The organism is Mesotoga sp. UBA5825 (assembly GCF_002432955.1).
Taxonomy (GTDB): Bacteria; Thermotogota; Thermotogae; order Petrotogales; family Kosmotogaceae; genus Mesotoga.
The window spans coordinates 1-16,862 of record NZ_DJHG01000031.1 but is presented as its reverse complement, the minus strand read 5'-3'; the positions used below and the strand labels follow the sequence as shown (position 1 = coordinate 16,862).

Sequence of the window (16,862 nt, the reverse complement as noted above, 5' to 3'; positions counted from 1 at the left end):
AATAAGACTGAACTGGAAGACAATCTCTTCTGGGTCAGAATTCACAACAGTTGCCCTTGTTGATGAAGATAACATGGTCTGGGATTCTGTGATCGGAAGCGTTATTTTAGAATAAGAGGGATTCTCTCCCGTTGCTGGAGAGAAGTCTGGCAGCGTTATCACCAAATGGCTCTGGGAGCAGAGATAGGCAAGATCAGTAGGTGTTTTTAGATTACTCGCTGTCAAAGTTGAGTCATTTGCGGGCGGTAGAATTTGCAGCTCAGTTGCGACGGAGTTCAGATTATTGTGTAAGCATGTTACGAAATCATTGAGTGAATCCTGTCGATGTTGTTCACATATCGGTTATTATTAAAGGCCAGATAAAAGAAGAAGTGTATAATTATCATGTTAGGAGTAACGGTAATTTGAGGTGGTGATTTTGATGGGTTTTGCCGTCAGAAGAAGCAAAAAGCCCAGAATAGGACACATAAGAAACAACTTCATAAGAGCATCCGTTCTACTCGGAATAGTAACACCCGTATCGGTTTATGGAATTGTTGGATTCTTGAGGGCTGGGGATAGACTAGATGGTTTTGGATGGTTGTTATTTCTTTTGATAGCTGTCTGGATCCTTGTCGGAGCTATCTGGATTCTGTCTCTGAAAGCCTATCTAGAGGCGCGTGAGCAAGTGAAGAAGAGCCCGGGAGGTTTCAGAAGAAGAAATCTCAAACCGGCAGGCATCATGTTCAATAGGTCACAGGCGAGTCCAATAAGGATGAAATCAACTTGACTTTCGATTATTGATGAACCACTCGTATAGTTCGGGATTAGAGTAAGTTTCTGTCCATGAATCGTGTCCGGCATCGGGATATATGGTTAACATGGGATGCGCACCGAACTCTTTCAGTGTCCTTACGAGAACTCTACTCTCTTCAATCGAGACTATGTTGTCCTTTTCACCATGAAAGGCCCAAACAGGAAGGTCTTTGATCTCTGCGACTCTCTCCGGGAAACCAAGAATTCCTAGTCCCCCGCCGCAGATTGGTGCAATGGCCGAGAAGAGTTTAGGGTACTCGACGGCCATATGCCATGTGCCAAATCCTCCCATTGACAGTCCTGTCAGATACAATCTTGAAGAGTCAACTCTATACTGTTCAACTATTGAATCTACAAGAAATCTCAGATCCTGAAGCCTGTTAAGCCACCAATCGTTTTCCGGGCATTGAGGTGAAACTGTTATGAAAGGAAAATCTGTCATCTCATCCACTACTTTTGGAATTCCATGCTTCTTAAGTAGCCTGAGATCGTCTCCCCTCTCTCCTGCGCCGTGAAGAAAGAGAATGAGGGGCCAATCACTCCCTTCAGAGTTGTACTGCAGTGGGAGTGAGAACAAGTAATCGAGCTTCCTGTTTAGAGAATAACTAATTCTTGATGAGTGAAGTTCCATTGTCACACCTCCTGGCAGTCTTCAATCAACAGCATAACATTACGGAAGTAGAATTCTTTAGCTTAATTCACAGTAAGAGACGTCTTGATCATCGGCAGGATTTTGATCAGCAACATACCGGCAGATGTCCATCAAGAGGAGTGAGAATCTATATTAGCTGACCTTGATGAGACGCATCGGAGGTTTATGAGCACATGTTTTCTATTGATTTTTCTATTGATACCGAGTCATTAGCTGTTGGTCATACAGATCGGGCTTTTGTGGCTCGAGAGCGACCAGGGCCCAATGAGTCTACAATGATCGGCAGTGATCTGGGTCTAGTCAACTTCACCTGGTTCTATAGATCGAAAGACCTGCCAGGATAGTTTCTTCAACTGCCAGATCTCGATTAAGCATCACTATATCCGCTATAGATCCTTCTTTCAGTCTACCTCTGTTGCTGATTCCAAGGCTCTGAAGGGCGTTGTAGGAAGAGACTCTCGATAGTTCCTGAAGACTGCAGCCGGTCCACTCCCTGAAGTTTCTGGAAGCTCTGTCCATGGTAAGAGTACTTCCCGCAAGAGTCCCATCTTCGAGAGTTGCCTTGCTGCCATTGACTTCTACTCTTAGGCCTCCAAGATCATATGTTCCGTCATTCAGTCCGGTCGCATCAAGAGAATCAGTGACCAAAATTATGGCTTCACTACCACGAATCTTATGAATCATTTCAACGAATTCAGGCGCAGTGTGGATACCGTCTGCGATCATTTCCAGCTTCATGGGCAGCAAGAACCCTGATCCAACACAACCAATCTCCCTGTGATGAAGCGTGTTCATTCCGTTAGGAAAGTGAGTCATTCTCTTGCAGCCGTTCTCGTAAGCTTTCTTTATCTGATGATAGGTGGCGTCTGTATGTCCAATAGAGATAGTGATTTCTCGTTTTGCAATCTCGGGGAGAACTTCAAGAAAGCCTTCGATTTCCGGAGCCATTGTTATGAGCATAACGATATCCGATAGCACAGACCTAAGTTCTTCAACTGTTGCAGGTCTTATTACAGAGGGGTTCTGAGCGCCCCTTTTCTTTGGGTTTATGTATGGGCCTTCAAAATGAACTCCCCTAACTGCTGTTCTGGGCCTCTCGGTAACATAGTCAGAAACAAGATCAGCAACTCTTTTCATTTCTTTCGCTTCAGCAGAAACTGTCGTTGGAAGAAGAGAAGTCACACCATGAGTTACAGCGAACTCCTCCCACCTTTCAAGATCTCTTGTATTCATCGTCATGCAGTTAATTCCAACTGCACCATGCGAATGCGTATCGACAAAGCCAGGCATGGCTATTGAACTGAAATCTCCGCCCGTTTTCGCAATTGATTCGATTTTGTTTCCAGATATTCTGATATTTGCGATGTATTCCCCATCGACTGGGTCAACAACGAGAACCCTTTTTAATTCCATTCAAGTCATCTCCCTTCAGACTCAATTATTACATCATTGGGAGAAATCCGTACAACGCATGAGCGAAGTCACTTGGTGGCAGGGAGGATACAGGGGGTATGAAAGACATCTCTAGAACGATAAGACATTCTTCGCCTTTGGAAGAGAGGGGGCGTATGCTCTGTTTTCGGAAAGTGAGCCGTTAACGGTTAACTGCAAGGCTTCTGCACCTCTGGCTGCATTTCTCTTTCTTGTCGGAGAACGACGGGCCGTTGACTGCCGATGTTTATCAATTCTCGCTGTCAAGAAGCGAAGCTCTCTATAACGCTCTTTAGGGACTCNNACATCTAGTTTGCTTTGATAAGAGTACAGGCATCACCGTCTAGATAGCATCAGAACTTTTACAGCAGTAAGATCAAGCTATAGCCTTACATTGGGCATATAAAATGGCTTAACGGTTTGTCAGTTGAAGCTCTGAAATGAGCCAATATAGTGAAAAAAATAAATGAAAGTCGGAATGTTGCCACTACTTGGCTTTGAGAAGGCCTATTGATGGGATTATAGACAGTTTTCTGAAGTCTTCTTCATTGGAACACGTCTTGTTTCTCAACCTCTAAGTCTGAGATAGGGTGAGTAGACTGTTTCTTGGGCTTGCCAGTACCAATTATCGCCGATTAGCTTCACTGCTCCACTGGATATTGAGCGCTTGAAATACGTACTTCTGGGAAAACTGCGAAGGTCATCCCTTGAGATCACAAGACGAAAATACATCATAAGACTACAATTAGTGTTTAAATTTCTAAAGTCAATCATTATATACTTGCTTTGTTGTGTCCAATCAGGCAACAGAAAAGAGGGGGGTAAGCCATGAAATTGAAACTGGTTCTTGTAATCGTTCTTATTTCTACGGTTGCTTTTGGCAATTTCTTTCAACGGTCCGACGAGTATTTGAGAAGACAGAACGAAGTGAAAAGCACCCTGGAATTCTCGCTGACATTCGAAGAGGCTAAAGAGATCATTGTGAAACATTATCCGGAGCTCAAGAGCGATGAAGAAGTGAGAGAGTTCATCGTTGAAAGAGACATACAGAGAACTATCATTGACGGTGTAGAGATGTATTACACAGACTTGGAGCATAACCTCTTTACCCGCGATCCCGAACTTGTCGAGCGAGAGCCAGAGTGGTCAGCGGGCAACGTCTTGCTGGTCAGGTACCTTCTAGAAGAGTACGGACCAAAGAATACGCCTTTCGCCTCCTTCAAGCCAGCTCACAGCCCGTATTTCAACCCGAAGGACTACCTCGTGGAATACAGAGTGAATACCGAAAGATCCCTCCTGCCGGATAAAGGTTCGCTGAGAATCTGGTTCCCTCTTCCTCTGCAGACGGCGGCTCAAGAGAATATCTCTGTACTTGAGGTGACCCCGAAGGAAGCGGTGGTCGGCCTTCCCAGAACTTCCGGTGATATAGCTTATGTCCTTTTCGAATTCGATCTTTCAAATCTCGTTGAAGATCTGGACATAACCGTGCAATTTACTTTCACACACTATCAGCAGCAGTTCGATATAGATCCCGATCAGGTGGGCGAATACGACAAGGAAAGCTCGCTTTACAGAGAATACACGAAGTCTGAAGGAAGCATTTATTACGATGAAAGGTTCGAGGAGCTTGCCAGAAGCGTCGTAGGTGATGAGACAAATCCCTATCTCCAGGCAAAGAAGATATATTACTACGTTGTTGAAAACATCAAATACACTTTTATGGCCCACGTTGCAATAGAGGCGGCCGGAATTCCGGAAAGCCTCTACTCTTTCGAACACGGTTACGGTGATTGCGGTACTCAGTCGATGATCTTTTCAGCCCTCTGCAGATCCATCGGAATACCTGCAAGGGCGCCGGGAGGCTTTCAGGTTTTCTCCGGACAGCTGGGTTCTCATTTTTGGGCTGAGTTCTACCTGCCGAATTACGGTTGGGTTCCTGTAGACACCTCGGCAGGACAGATTGCGACCTACACTTATGGTATTACCGAGGAAGAGCGAAAGGCGTTCATCGATTACTTCTTTGGCAACCAAGACCCGTTGAGACTCGTGGTTCAAAATTCCGTAGACTTTCTGCCCGCCGAAAAACCTGCCGACACTCAGCTGCTTGAGATCACGCTGCAGTCTCCATTTGTTGAAAGCGAATTCGGCAACGAGGAGTTTGATGTCACTATCGCGATACTGGATTCATTCAGCATGAAGACGGTTTTGTTGAAATAGAGCCGTGGTAGGGGGTAGCGGGTAGGGGGTCGGTAAGAGCAAAAGATCAGTTGCAAGATGCAGAAGTGATGCTTCTCCGGGCATTACGACCTGGCGAAGCCAACCTTGCGTCCCCAGACGCTTCTTCTCTGGGCCTTGGCTCTTTACAGCGCTCAGTGGTTCCTAGATGCCAGGCCTATTCGGGTTTCTTGACGGGCATTACTATTTTTTTCAGATACTGGCTCTCGGGGAAATCAGGGCCGTCGTAATAGTGTTCGTATACTGTCCCCGTTGGAATGAACCCATTCTTGCTAATCCACTCGGCCATTTCGCTGTACACCGTCTCCATCTGGCTGTATGGACCCATGTAGACAGAAAAGACGCTTAACCCCTCGGGGATGCAGCTCTGAATGATGTCACCTTTTCCGGGCAGATCGGATGAAACTGGGGAACCTATCTCAACGTCGAGATTCTGCATATCGTGATAAGCAACAAATGGGATATCTGCGGGAGATTCCCCCATCTCGCCCAAATAGGCGGCAATCTCTCCATAGCACTTTCCAATGAGAGAAGGTAGATTCTGAACGCTCGTTTTTGTGCGGACAACCAGAGTGGAACTTACACAGCGCTTTAATAATGTTATAGGTGTTAGCCTCGGCATAGTTACCCCCTTCAATTCTTTCAGTGATTGGTATCCCGTTATCAGCAGGTCCTGGCTGATCGGATCAGATCATCCGCGAGAAACCAAATTAGTGATAATACATTTTGCCGAAATATCTATAATCCGTAGGCGTTTGGCCCGACCTGAATTAAAAAGTGCCGGTCCTCAGGACTGAACCTGTCATTACTCTCTAGCAGAAAGCCATGTGTAATCCGAGTCAACTGGATAACCATTGATAAATGTAATAGCGGTACCGGACATATTATCGCCAGACTCAAGCGTGATGTTGTGCAAGAGCAGTACGAAAGCCAGCCCCGACATCTACTAATTGATTGTAATGGAAGTAGCTTCAATTGGTATCCGCTCTCAAGAGTGTAGACCGCAAAATGTGGGCACCAAAAGTAGTAAACACCATTACTGAGATAGAGCAGTCGACATCGACCGTTTCTTGCAGAGCTATATGCTCACAATTCCTATTTGGATTTAACCGGTACACGGCACAGAGTTTCATCAATGGTAATCTTGTCAGAAGAATGCAGATCGATCATCCTTGTTCCTGTTCCAGGAGTTCTACTAATTATTCAAGGTTTCCTGTATGCCTTTGTTTGTAGACGTTTCTGAACGCTTCTATAGACTCCTGCTTGACTTTGGAGAAATCGATCGTTTCTGGTAGTTTGATTACGTGATGAGAATTCAGAGGAGGTTGAATATATGAAACTGATTGCTATCTTATTTATATCGGTGGTTTTGAGTCTTTCTGCTATTGCAGGCACCGGCGAAGTCAAAAACATCACGGGCGCTTTCATACAGCTGGACGGGCAGCTCTCCCAGTTTGGTGAAGAGCAGTGGCATGATGAGCTCACGCTTATGAAAGAGATCGGAATGGACACAGTGATAATTCAGTACAGCGCTTACGGGGAGAGGTTTTATTACCCCTCCAGGTATATGAAGACGGACGAGATCTCTCCCGACGAAAGTATTGCCGAGTTGGTCTGGAGCGGTTCTTCAAGGACGAGGTACGTGAGAATCGTTATTGAACCTTCAAGTGCCGAATGGACTATGATTCCCGAAATCACAGTCAAAAAGGGCGCAGAAGTAATGTCTCTCGGAAAACCATATTCGGTCGATCCGCAGGCTAGTCCTAATTATCCTTCCGATGGAAAACTGACTGACGGAGTGGCCGACTATGCCTGGGGAGCGATGGTTGGCTGGCAGTATCCAAAAAAGCCCATAGAGATAGTGATCGATCTCGGAGAGATACTCCCTATAGATTCTGTGGCAGTCAAGTTCATGAGGTCTGAAATATCCGGTGTTCAGATCCCTGAGAAGGGATTCGAAGTGGCGATTTCAAACGATGGCAAAGGCTTCATGGCTGCCGGGAAGGTTACATGGGAAGAAAACAAGCAGGCAACCGTCAGTGATACACTCGGCGAACTCCTTAAAGCGGCCGACGCTCTGGATATGAAAGTCTTCCTCGGCCTTTCCTTGAACCCTTCTTACTGGTCCGGAGTGTTCGATCCGAAAGAACAGGCCAACAACAATCAAAGGATCTTGACTGAGCTGTTCGGTCTTTACGGTTCCCATAAATCACTGGCCGGTTGGTATCTTCCTGAGGAGATAGACGACAGGAATTTCCTCACGCAGAGCAGGAAAGACGGAATCAGAACCTATCTGAAATCAATGGCGACCTATGCGAAGTTTCTCACCAGAAAGCCGGTGATGATCTCTCCATACTTCGGAATCAACCCGAATGGCGAAGCGTATGCCGAATGGTGGGACTATGTGCTTAGCGAAGCGAAGGTGGACATCATAGCGATGCAGGACGGTGTCGGAACGAGAAGAACGACTGTGGCCGAGTCTGCGGGTGTAATAGAGGCTCTCAAACCCGTCATGGACAAGCACGGAGTGGAGTTCTGGGTCAACGTCGAGGTCTTCAATCAGATTCACGGCTGGCCGGTAGATGCGGGTAGCTGGCAGGCCGTTCCTGCCGACATCGATAGGGTGATAGATCAACTTAAGATGCAGTCTCCTTTCACTGAGAAGGTGATCATATTCGATTTCCCGCACTACATGACTCCAAGGCTTGGAGGGAAAGCCGAAGAGCTTTATGAGGCCTACAAAGAATACATAGGATTGGGGGATTGATCATGAAGAAGATAGTTGTTGTTGCCGTTTTGCTGGTTCTTTCAATATTTGCTCTCGCCAAGACGGAGCTGGCCTTCTGGTATGCCTGGGGAGGAGATGAAGGAAAGGCCCTCCTCGCTCTCGTAGATGAATTCAACGCGAGCCAGAATGAAATAGTTGTTAGGCCGGTATTTGTTCCGATAGGTCAGGGTGAGAAAATAAACACCGCTCTTGCGGGTTCTTCAACGCCTGACGTAGTGACCATCTGGGACTGGATGGTAGTACCGCTAGGCGAGAGTGGCGCGCTTATTCCTCTTAACGACTATCTCGACTCCGCAGGTATCGACGAGTCGGACTACCTTCCCGGAGTCTGGTCTTACGGAGCGTACAGGGGAACGAAGTACGGCCTTCCGACAACGCTCAATGCCTACGCCTTCATGTGGAATAAGGCTCTTTTCGAAGAAGTTGGCGTTGATCCGGACAGACCGCCGGAGAATATCAAAGAGCTGGACGAGTATGCCGAACTGCTTTTCAGACAGGATACGAGAGGGAATATCCGGAGGCTTGGCTTTCTGCCAAACATAAGTCACATCTATTTCTACGTGTTCGGGGGCCAGCTTTGGAATCCCGAAACAGAGGAGATAACGGCCGACCATCCCGGCAACGTCGCGGCGCTCGAGTGGGTGGCCTCGTACTACAAGAAGTTCGATCTACAGAAGATCAGGGTCTTCCAGGCAACCTGGGGAGAGATGGCAAGCCCTTACAATCCCTTCTACCGGGGACAGCTGGCGATCCAGGAGGCCGGGCAGTGGGAGCTGCTTTTCATAAAGCAGTTTGCTAAGAGCGATTTCGAGTACGGAGTCTCTCCCTTCCCTGCTCCTGAGGGCGGCAGAGAGAAGGTCGCCTATCTGAACGGCTCCTTCTGGGCTATCCCAAAAGGGTCGAAGCATCCCGACGAATCCTTTAAGTTTCTGAATTGGTTGACCGATTCCAGTCAGGCCGCAAGATTTGCAGCTGAATTGTCGAACATACCTCCCCGGGTTGAAGCGATCGACGATCCTCTCTTCCAGTCGAAGATGCTGCCTAACATGGAGATATATATCGATATGCTGACCGACGGTTACGTATATTTCTTCCCCACGCTTCCGATCGGACTGTACTACATGGAGGAGCTGAATCAGGCGCTGCAGTACGTTCAGAGTGGAGCGAAGACTGCCGAACAGGCATTGAACGATGTTCAGCAAGCAGTCATAAGGGAACTGGAGAGGTACAGGTAAAGTATGAGAAAAGCGGCAAAGTCAAGGGCTAGAGAGGCCCGTATGGGGCTGCTCTTTCTATCTCCATGGCTGATCGGGCTGGCGGTTTTTACCGCATACCCGATAATCGCTTCACTGTATTTCAGCTTCACGTATTACAGCGGTCTGTCATCGCCGCGCTGGGCAGGACTTGACAACTACGTTCAGCTATTCAGGGACTCGCTCTTCTGGAAGTCCATATATAACACTCTGTATCTCGCAATAATTGGCATCCCGTTGGCGCAGATTCTGAGTATACTGGTAGCTCTTCTATTGAACACCAAGGTCAGATTCCTTGCGATATTCAGAACTCTGTACTTTCTGCCGAGCATAGTTCCCGCAGTCGCGACGGCCCTTCTGTGGAAGTGGTTTCTCAATCCCCAGTTCGGGCCGGTCAACCTGCTTCTTGAGAGGATCGGACTCCCCACTCCGGGTTGGCTGACCGATCCGCTATGGTCGAAACCGGCCTTGATTCTCACGAGCATTTGGGGCGTGGGCGGAGCGATGGTAATCTACCTCGCAGGCCTTCAGAATATCCCTTCGGAGCTTTACGAAGCGGCCGAACTGGATGGCGCTGGTAGAATAGCGGCATTCACGAAGATTACGCTTCCAATGCTCAGTCCCGTGATACTCTTCAATGTGGTCATGGGTATAATAAACTCCTTCCAGTCGTTCACGAGCGTTTTCATAATGACGGCTGGCGGACCGGAGAACTCGACGCTTGTCTATGCTCTGTCGATCTATAAAAACGGCTTTCAGTTCTATAAGATGGGTTACGCGAGCGCGATGGCCTGGATCCTCCTCGTAATGACTTCGGTCGCGATATTCTTCGTGTTCAAGTTCTTTGGAAAGTACGGGTACTTCGGGGGAGTAGATAAGCCATGAAGAAAAAGACTCTGAACAAAGTCTGGATATATCTCTTGCTTATTGCAGGCGCCGTATTTTTCATTATCCCTTTCTTCTGGATGTTTTCGACATCTCTGAAGTCCTATGACGATGTTTTCGCCTTTCCGCCTGTCTGGTGGCCTTCCGAGGTTCTGTGGTCAAACTATGCCGAGCTGCTCACGGAGCTCCCCTTCTTGAGATACACCCTCAACACGGTATTTGTCACAGGAATGACTTTGCTTGGCTTCATGCTTTCGTCCTCGATTGTGGCCTTTGGCTTCTCATACTTCAGGATACCCGGGAAGAAGATCCTCTTCAGGATTCTGCTGGTCACGCTCATGATTCCGCCGCAGGTCACGATGATACCCCAGTTCGTTCTCTTCAACAGACTAGGCTGGGTCGGCACCTTCTTGCCACTAATAGTGCCTACTTTTTTTGGAGGCGCCTTTTCGATATTCCTTCTGAAGCAGTTTTTCGATACCGTTCCGAGGGAGTATTCTGACGCGGCCAAACTTGACGGTGCTAACGAGTGGAGGATCTTTCTTAAGGTGTATCTTCCCCTGTCAAAACCGGCTCTGGCGACTTCTGCGCTGTTCATTTTTATTTGGACATGGACGGATTTTCTGAATCCTCTCATCTATCTGAACGACGATCGAATGTACACACTCTCGATTGGTCTTCAGCAGCTGTCGACATCTCGAACCACTGCCTGGCCGCAACTCATGGGCGGTTCTGTGTTAATGACTCTACCCATAATCGTTCTCTTCTTCCTTGCTCAAAAGACGTTTATTCAAGGGATACAGGTTGGAGGCATCAAATCATAGAGTACCTTAAATAAGGAGGGATCTGGAATGTTGAAAAAGGGAATAGTAGTTCTACTAGCATTACTGGTGGCGTCTCTCGTACTTGCAGGTGAGTTCAACGTTGCGGCCGGAAAGACATATACGCTCAGTCCCGGGCCGAATCCAAATTACGCCGACCCCGGAAGCAAACTGACCGATGGAAGCTTCAGCTTCAGCTGGGGCGATATGGTCGGGTGGGAGAATCCCGCTGCAAATCCAACGATAGTTGTCGATCTCGGGGACATTTACGAAGAGGTATCTTACGTTGCTCTAAAGGTTATGTACTCCGCTCCGTCGGCCGTCAATATGCCGGAGTATTTCATAGTGTCGATCTCCGAAGACGGGGAACTGTATGAGGATCTGGGCATGGGGATAACCTACGCCGAGGCGCCGGTTGCCAACGACACAATCGCCACGCTCTACTGGGCTAGCGAGGAATTCGTTGGCTACGGAAGATACGTAAAGATCGAGATCGTTCCCGGCGGAGATGCCTGGACAATGATCGCCGAGGTTGTCGTTGGTGACGGAGCGCTCCCCGAAGAACTGGATGCTGTGGTCGGGGGATTGTTGGATCTGACTTACGCGGCTACCGTATCTGTCGGCAAACCGTACATGCTGATTCCGCTTCCTTCGGACGCCTACCCCGATACCGATTCAGTTAAGGTTACCGACGGTTTTGCGAGATACTCTTGGGCCGACATGATCGGCTTCGACAATCCCGCAATCAACCCGACGATAATTATCGATCTACTCGAACCGAAGTCCATCGGACNNCCCGCCACAGAATGAATTCATAAACGAGATACACTGGTCACCTTCTGAACCCGTACTTGCGAGATATGTGAAGATCGAGATCAGGCCAAGAGGTGCCGCATGGACTATGCTTGCTGAGGCTACGGTCTGGGCAATGGAATAGTATATGTTCGCAAATAGAATTGTCTTTCTCCCTGTAGATGAGCGATTCTGCACGAGAGACTATTTCCTTCTACTGGCGCGAGCCGCAAACATAAACGTAGTTACTCCGCCGAAATCCTATCTGGGGGCAAAGAAAACGCCCCCAGATATTCGCCGGTTGTTGAAATGGCTTGAAGAGACTGTCCTGCCGGGTGATTACCTGGTCATTTCTGTCGACATGCTCGTCCACGGCGGGCTCATACCATCGCGACTGAGCCTGGATACTCTGGACACCCTCTTTGAAAGACTCGGCCTGCTGGAGGAGCTGAAAAAACTGGACGTGAAGATCTACGCGACGACAACAGTCACGAGGACTCCATTCTACAATTCGGCCGAGGAGGAACCGGACTACTGGCAGTACTTCGGGCTGGACGTCTACGACCTCTCGAGGCTCCTCGCAAGGAGCTTTAGAGGCGAGAGGGTTTACCGCTCGGTGATCGAAAAGCTTAAAAAGATCCCGACTCACTTCGTAACGGATTATCTGATGAGACGTATAAGAAACCGCAAGCTGGTCTCTTCAGTAATAGAACTGGTAGACAGAGGCATAATTGACTTCCTGAATCTCGTTCTCGACGACAACAGCAAGGAGAGCATATCGCTTGCAGAGAGCGAGATTCACCGGGCCAAAGTCGACTCTCTCGGTATCAACTCGAAGGTCTCAATTCACGCAGGAGCGGACGAGGCGACACTCAGCCTTCTCGCCAGAGTCCTCTGTGAATCGTTGGGAGAAATCCCTGCCTTTGAGGTCCGCTACTCTTCTCCTGACTATAAGGAATTCATTCCGCCCTATGAAGGCTCGCCGCTCTGTGAAGGTATTCGCAATCACATAGAGGCGGCCGGAGGGAGGGTGTTCGAGAGGGGAGGAGAGATTCTGCTTCTGGCGAACAATCCAGAAGTCGGTCTGGATAGTTCTCAACAGCTCTCCGCATTTGAAGACTCGAGTTCGTACGACAGGTTCTTTCAGGAAATCGAAAAAGCCGATGGTAAGATAATAGGAATAGCCGATGTGAAGTATACAAACGGCGCTGACAACTATCTTGTAGAAGAGCTTCTGAAGAGACGGAAACTCAACTGGCTGGAGACGAACTATTCGGCCTGGAATACGGCCGGAAATACTCTCGGAACGGTCTGTGCCCATTCGATTGTTCAACTTCTTGGTAGGAAGGGCCTGCTGAATCTTGATCAATCACTGCTCAAAAGGCTGCAGGCGATCTTCTTTCTGGAACACTGGGCCTTCCAGTCAAATATCCGGAAAGAACTGCTGATTGAGGCTGAAAAGAGAGGGGCAAAGCCGTGGACCGTTATCCCTGTCGAACCATGGGCCGAAGAATTCGTAAGAAGAGAGCTGGATTCCTATATCCCTCCAGTTAGAAAGGCACTGGGAATAGAATTCGAGATCGACAGGCTCTTCTTTCCCTGGCACAGATCCTTTGAACTGGGTCTTTCGGTTGTGCCGAGAGCTGAAAATTACCCGTAAGTCAGGGAGTTAATGAGAAGTCATATGATACTCCTTTTCCCCTGACAAAATGTGCTGTATATGGCTCCTGATGATCCTGATCTTAAGTCCTCCCTTGAGAGAGGTCCACGCAATGGCGTAAGGGGTGCACCTCTGAAGGAACGAGCGGAAGATCTAGAGAGATCGATGGGGAGAGCTCCGCTTCGAGAAAAACCATATTCGAGACTAGCAAGAGTGAGGAGAGAAAGCAGCTCCAATAGCATTGTCCCGGTGGGTACTGAGTGTAGGGTCTGGGGTTTGGCGGAAAGAACCGACTGTGACCCATTCACAATTTTCTGATGCTACTGAGAACGAGTAGCTGGTAACGCGTCTTGCCGTTGAAGCATGCCCATAAATCCACTCACTTTGTCATCCGCTTTTTTCACTCACTTCTGACATGATACCGGTCAGGATCTTCAGACTCTTGAATTATGAACTTCACCAAGAACGAAGAACNNACGGAACCGATCAGTGCATATTTTCGCAAGAACCCACTCCCCGATGTCCAAGCAGGGACTAAGATCAAGAGCGTAGAAGTGCATACAGTATGGTCTACTTTATGATGATGACTGATTCCGTAGCTGAGAACCAGATGATAGACTTCCAAAGAAGATGATGTATATAATGATGAGTGTGCAGAAAGGCAAAACAAGAGGTGGCTGAATTGCGTTCAGAACTTCTTAAGAAGATAGAGAAGAGAATAATCGTTTCATGTCAGGCTCTTGAGGACGAGCCTCTCCACGGCCGGGGAATAATGGTTTTGATGGCCAGGGCCGCCATCATGGGAGGGGCAGCTGCGATAAGAGCAAACGGAACACAGGACATTGAAGACATAAAGGCCGCCTTCGACATACCGGTAATCGGCCTGATCAAACAAAACATGGAGGGTTACCCGGTTTACATAACGCCGACTTCTCAAGACGCTCTTTCAGTTTTGAGAGCAGGAGCCGACGTTGTCGCTATAGACTGCACCCTTAGAAGGAGACCGGAACCCCTCGATTCGATATTTGCCGCAATAAGAGAGGAGTTCCCCAAAAGGCTCATAATGGCAGATATATCAGGCGTTGCTGATGCGAGGGAAGTATCCCGTCTCAAGCCCGATTTTCTCGCTACCACGCTTTCGGGATACACAGATGAGACACTCGAGAGACCAAAGCCTGATATCCGGCTGGTAGAAGCGCTGACCGAAGAGTTCGACATTCCGGTGATTGCGGAGGGCAATTACTGGGAGCCGGAACAGGTTGTGAAGGCCCTTGAGGCCGGGGCCTTTTCGGTTACTGTGGGCAGTGTGATCACCAGACCTCAGTTGATAACAAAGAGATTCACAAGTTATCTCGAGGAGTGGAAGAAAGAGGGGTTCAAGTCCCGGAACTAGATCGTTCCATTTGCTTTGCTGAAGCGTAGTAATTCCGAAGCTGCTTCAAATGCAATAGTTGCGGATTTTGAATCCTCTCTGTAGATGTTCATGATGAAGGAACCATAGGTTCTCAAGAAAGAGTCTATTGAAGTAACAAAAGAAACAAGGTGGTAAGACTTTGAAGCGTCTGTTTGCAGTTCTTTTTGTTGTACTCTTGACTCTAACGGTTGCGATTGGTATGAACGAAGAAGAGAAGAGGCTCGAAATCCAGGAAATAGTCGAGAAGGCGGCCAGGCCGATCGAAGAAAATGGAACCAGTGTCTTCCCGCTCTTCTACGATAGAGACGGTGAGTTCTTTATTGGCGAGGAATACATCTTCGTCTACAACGACAGCGAGACAAACCTTGTCAACGCAGGAAACCCGACGGTCTTTGAAGGGAAGAACCTGATCTCTCTAAAGGGTAAGAACGGGCTGTACATGAAGTCAGGATCTTCGAAATCGCCCTGAATCAGGGAGGCGGCTGGCTGGACTTCTACTGGCCATTGCCTGACGGTGGACCGGCCACATTCAAGAGCGCGTATGTGACATCTGCAACTCACGATGGGAAAACTTACGTGCTGGGCATGGATTATTACAAACAGGACCAGTGATCTCTTTCGCTTTGAATAGTGGAAAATGATGTTCCTATAGATTAGCATCATAAGTGAGCATGAAGTAATTCGCGAAGACTGAAGCGGCTGAGTCTGGCAGCGGGGTGTTTGAATGTTTGCATTAGGTATAGACATCGGTGGTACGATGATCAAGACGGGGGTAGTCGATTCAAGTGGCGCTCTTTCCGGAAAAAGGCTCTACGCGACATCTCTTGACCTCAAAGAACAGCTCATGGAGATAGTTCAGGAAGAACTGACCTCTAATAAACTTGATGCAATCGGCATAGGAACCGCCGGCAGGGTCGACCCGATAACCGAATGCGTCAGCCTTGCAACGGCAAACCTTCCGAACTGGACGGGGATACCGCTTAAGAGTTTGATTGAGGAGAAGACGGGCGTCCACACCGCCGTTCTGAACGATGCAAATGCCGCCGCTCTCGGTGAATGGTTCTGCAACTATCCTCACAAAGAAACACTTGTCATGTTGACGGTGGGCACCGGTCTTGGCGGCGGAGTAATCATTAACGGTAAGCCCCTTCCTGGAAAAAGGGGCGAAGCAGGGGAATTCGGACACGTCGTTCTACATCCCGGCGGAAAGCCTTGTAACTGCGGCAAGGCCGGGTGTGCCGAGGAGTATGTCTCTATGCGACTCATTCACAGCCTTGCAGCTGCCGCTGCAGGCCACGAGATGACAAGAGCAACACTCATTGAACAGTATCTGAATGGGAATCCGGTGGTTGAAATGGCCGTCAATACAGTTGCAGCAGATCTTGCGATAATGATTGATTCGGTTTTCCTCAGTTTTGATCCAGATATAGTAGTTGTTGGAGGCGGAGTATGCGAGCTCGGTAGCCGCTTCCTGGAGAGCCTGAGAGAAGAACTTGCATCACTCTCCGGATCATCCCTGTACACACCTGATGACGTAGTTCTGTCGCTTTCGGGAAATGACGCAGGGATTATCGGCGCAGCCGTCTATGCGATGGGCCGGGGAAAGAACCGCTGATAGCTGACGAAGACAACGTTGTCCGTCAACGGTCCGCCGTCCACCGAGAAGAGAGCATTTCAAGAGACTTATAGATTTTATTGGCTTTTGCTCTGGCACACTGCAACTCGCAACTTGTCACTTGCAACTGTTTCAAAGATCGAGATTCTGACCAGATGCATGTCAGAATGACGGAAAGCAAGAAAAAACTGTCATCATCATGTTGAGCCTGCCCTGAAACGCACCTGTTTAGGGTCATCCCGTAATGGTTCTGCACGGGTTCTGCTCTTGAAAGCGTCCCTGCAGGCAGCACGAAGATAGGGACTGACAGGCTCCATAAGAATCGCTGGGCGCTTGCTAAGTGACGCTATAAGCTGTGAGGAGACGTCCTTGGTCCTTCGTCCCGGATCATGGGCCCGTCCTTCGATAGGATCAAAAGCACAGATCCCGGGAACACTGCCTCACTAGCACTAATAGTCTTGAATTGGTCAACCATTTCTGCTAGCCAGACCCCAGACTCCAGACCCGAACCCCGCGTGTTG

General features: G+C 48.5%; 13 protein-coding genes. 10 read left to right on the top strand and 3 right to left on the bottom strand.

What is annotated here, in order from left to right; all coding sequences use genetic code 11:
- Positions 1-421: 421 nt before the first annotated feature.
- Positions 422-769, top strand: a complete 348-nt coding sequence (locus B3N33_RS03435) for a hypothetical protein (protein WP_102819448.1) — start codon at positions 422-424, stop codon at positions 767-769.
- Here the strand turns inward: B3N33_RS03435 and B3N33_RS03430 are convergent.
- Complete coding sequence (locus B3N33_RS03430) at positions 761-1,426, bottom strand: prolyl oligopeptidase family serine peptidase (protein ID WP_099828424.1); 666 nt, start codon at positions 1,424-1,426, stop codon at positions 761-763. The genes B3N33_RS03435 and B3N33_RS03430 overlap by 9 nt on opposite strands.
- 327 nt (positions 1,427-1,753) lie before the next feature.
- A complete protein-coding gene (gene nagA / locus B3N33_RS03425; RefSeq protein ID WP_292592178.1) occupies positions 1,754-2,860 on the bottom strand; it encodes an N-acetylglucosamine-6-phosphate deacetylase in 1,107 nt (368 codons plus the stop codon).
- A gap of 846 nt (positions 2,861-3,706) precedes the next feature.
- Between nagA and B3N33_RS03420 the strand changes: the two genes are divergently transcribed.
- Positions 3,707-5,095 carry a transglutaminase-like domain-containing protein gene (locus tag B3N33_RS03420; protein ID WP_214061276.1) on the top strand — a complete coding sequence of 463 codons (1,389 nt, stop codon included), beginning with the start codon at positions 3,707-3,709 and terminating at the stop codon, positions 5,093-5,095.
- Positions 5,096-5,270: 175 nt separating this feature from the next.
- Here the strand turns inward: B3N33_RS03420 and B3N33_RS03415 are convergent, their stop codons facing one another.
- Complete coding sequence (locus B3N33_RS03415) at positions 5,271-5,735, bottom strand: GyrI-like domain-containing protein (protein ID WP_214061275.1); 465 nt, start codon at positions 5,733-5,735, stop codon at positions 5,271-5,273.
- Between the two features lie 711 nt (positions 5,736-6,446).
- Between B3N33_RS03415 and B3N33_RS03410 the strand changes: the two genes are divergently transcribed.
- The 8 genes from B3N33_RS03410 (at position 6,447) to B3N33_RS03375 (ending at position 16,341) form a co-directional block, all read left to right on the top strand.
- Positions 6,447-7,880, top strand: coding sequence for a DUF4434 domain-containing protein (locus B3N33_RS03410; protein ID WP_292592177.1), 1,434 nt, complete (start codon positions 6,447-6,449; stop codon positions 7,878-7,880).
- Between the two features lie 2 nt (positions 7,881-7,882).
- Positions 7,883-9,136 (top strand): ABC transporter substrate-binding protein, encoded by a 1,254-nt coding sequence (locus tag B3N33_RS03405; RefSeq protein WP_214061273.1) that lies wholly within the window; start codon positions 7,883-7,885, stop codon positions 9,134-9,136.
- Positions 9,137-9,139: 3 nt separating this feature from the next.
- Positions 9,140-10,039: a carbohydrate ABC transporter permease gene (locus tag B3N33_RS03400; protein WP_214061272.1), complete on the top strand. Its 900-nt coding sequence runs from the start codon at positions 9,140-9,142 to the stop codon at positions 10,037-10,039.
- Positions 10,036-10,863 (top strand): carbohydrate ABC transporter permease, encoded by an 828-nt coding sequence (locus B3N33_RS03395; protein ID WP_214061271.1) that lies wholly within the window; start codon positions 10,036-10,038, stop codon positions 10,861-10,863. Before B3N33_RS03400 ends, B3N33_RS03395 begins: the two co-directional genes overlap by 4 nt.
- 937 nt (positions 10,864-11,800) lie before the next feature.
- A complete protein-coding gene (locus tag B3N33_RS03390) occupies positions 11,801-13,312 on the top strand; it encodes a DUF4127 family protein (RefSeq protein WP_292592176.1) in 1,512 nt (503 codons plus the stop codon).
- A gap of 682 nt (positions 13,313-13,994) precedes the next feature.
- Positions 13,995-14,705 (top strand): N-acetylmannosamine-6-phosphate 2-epimerase, encoded by a 711-nt coding sequence (locus B3N33_RS03385; RefSeq protein ID WP_292592175.1) that lies wholly within the window; start codon positions 13,995-13,997, stop codon positions 14,703-14,705.
- A 160-nt stretch (positions 14,706-14,865) separates the two neighbouring features.
- Positions 14,866-15,195 (top strand): cache domain-containing protein, encoded by a 330-nt coding sequence (locus tag B3N33_RS03380; RefSeq protein WP_292592174.1) that lies wholly within the window; start codon positions 14,866-14,868, stop codon positions 15,193-15,195.
- Between the two features lie 255 nt (positions 15,196-15,450).
- Positions 15,451-16,341, top strand: a complete 891-nt coding sequence (locus B3N33_RS03375) for an ROK family protein (RefSeq protein WP_214061304.1) — start codon at positions 15,451-15,453, stop codon at positions 16,339-16,341.
- The last annotated feature ends 521 nt before the right edge of the window (positions 16,342-16,862 follow it).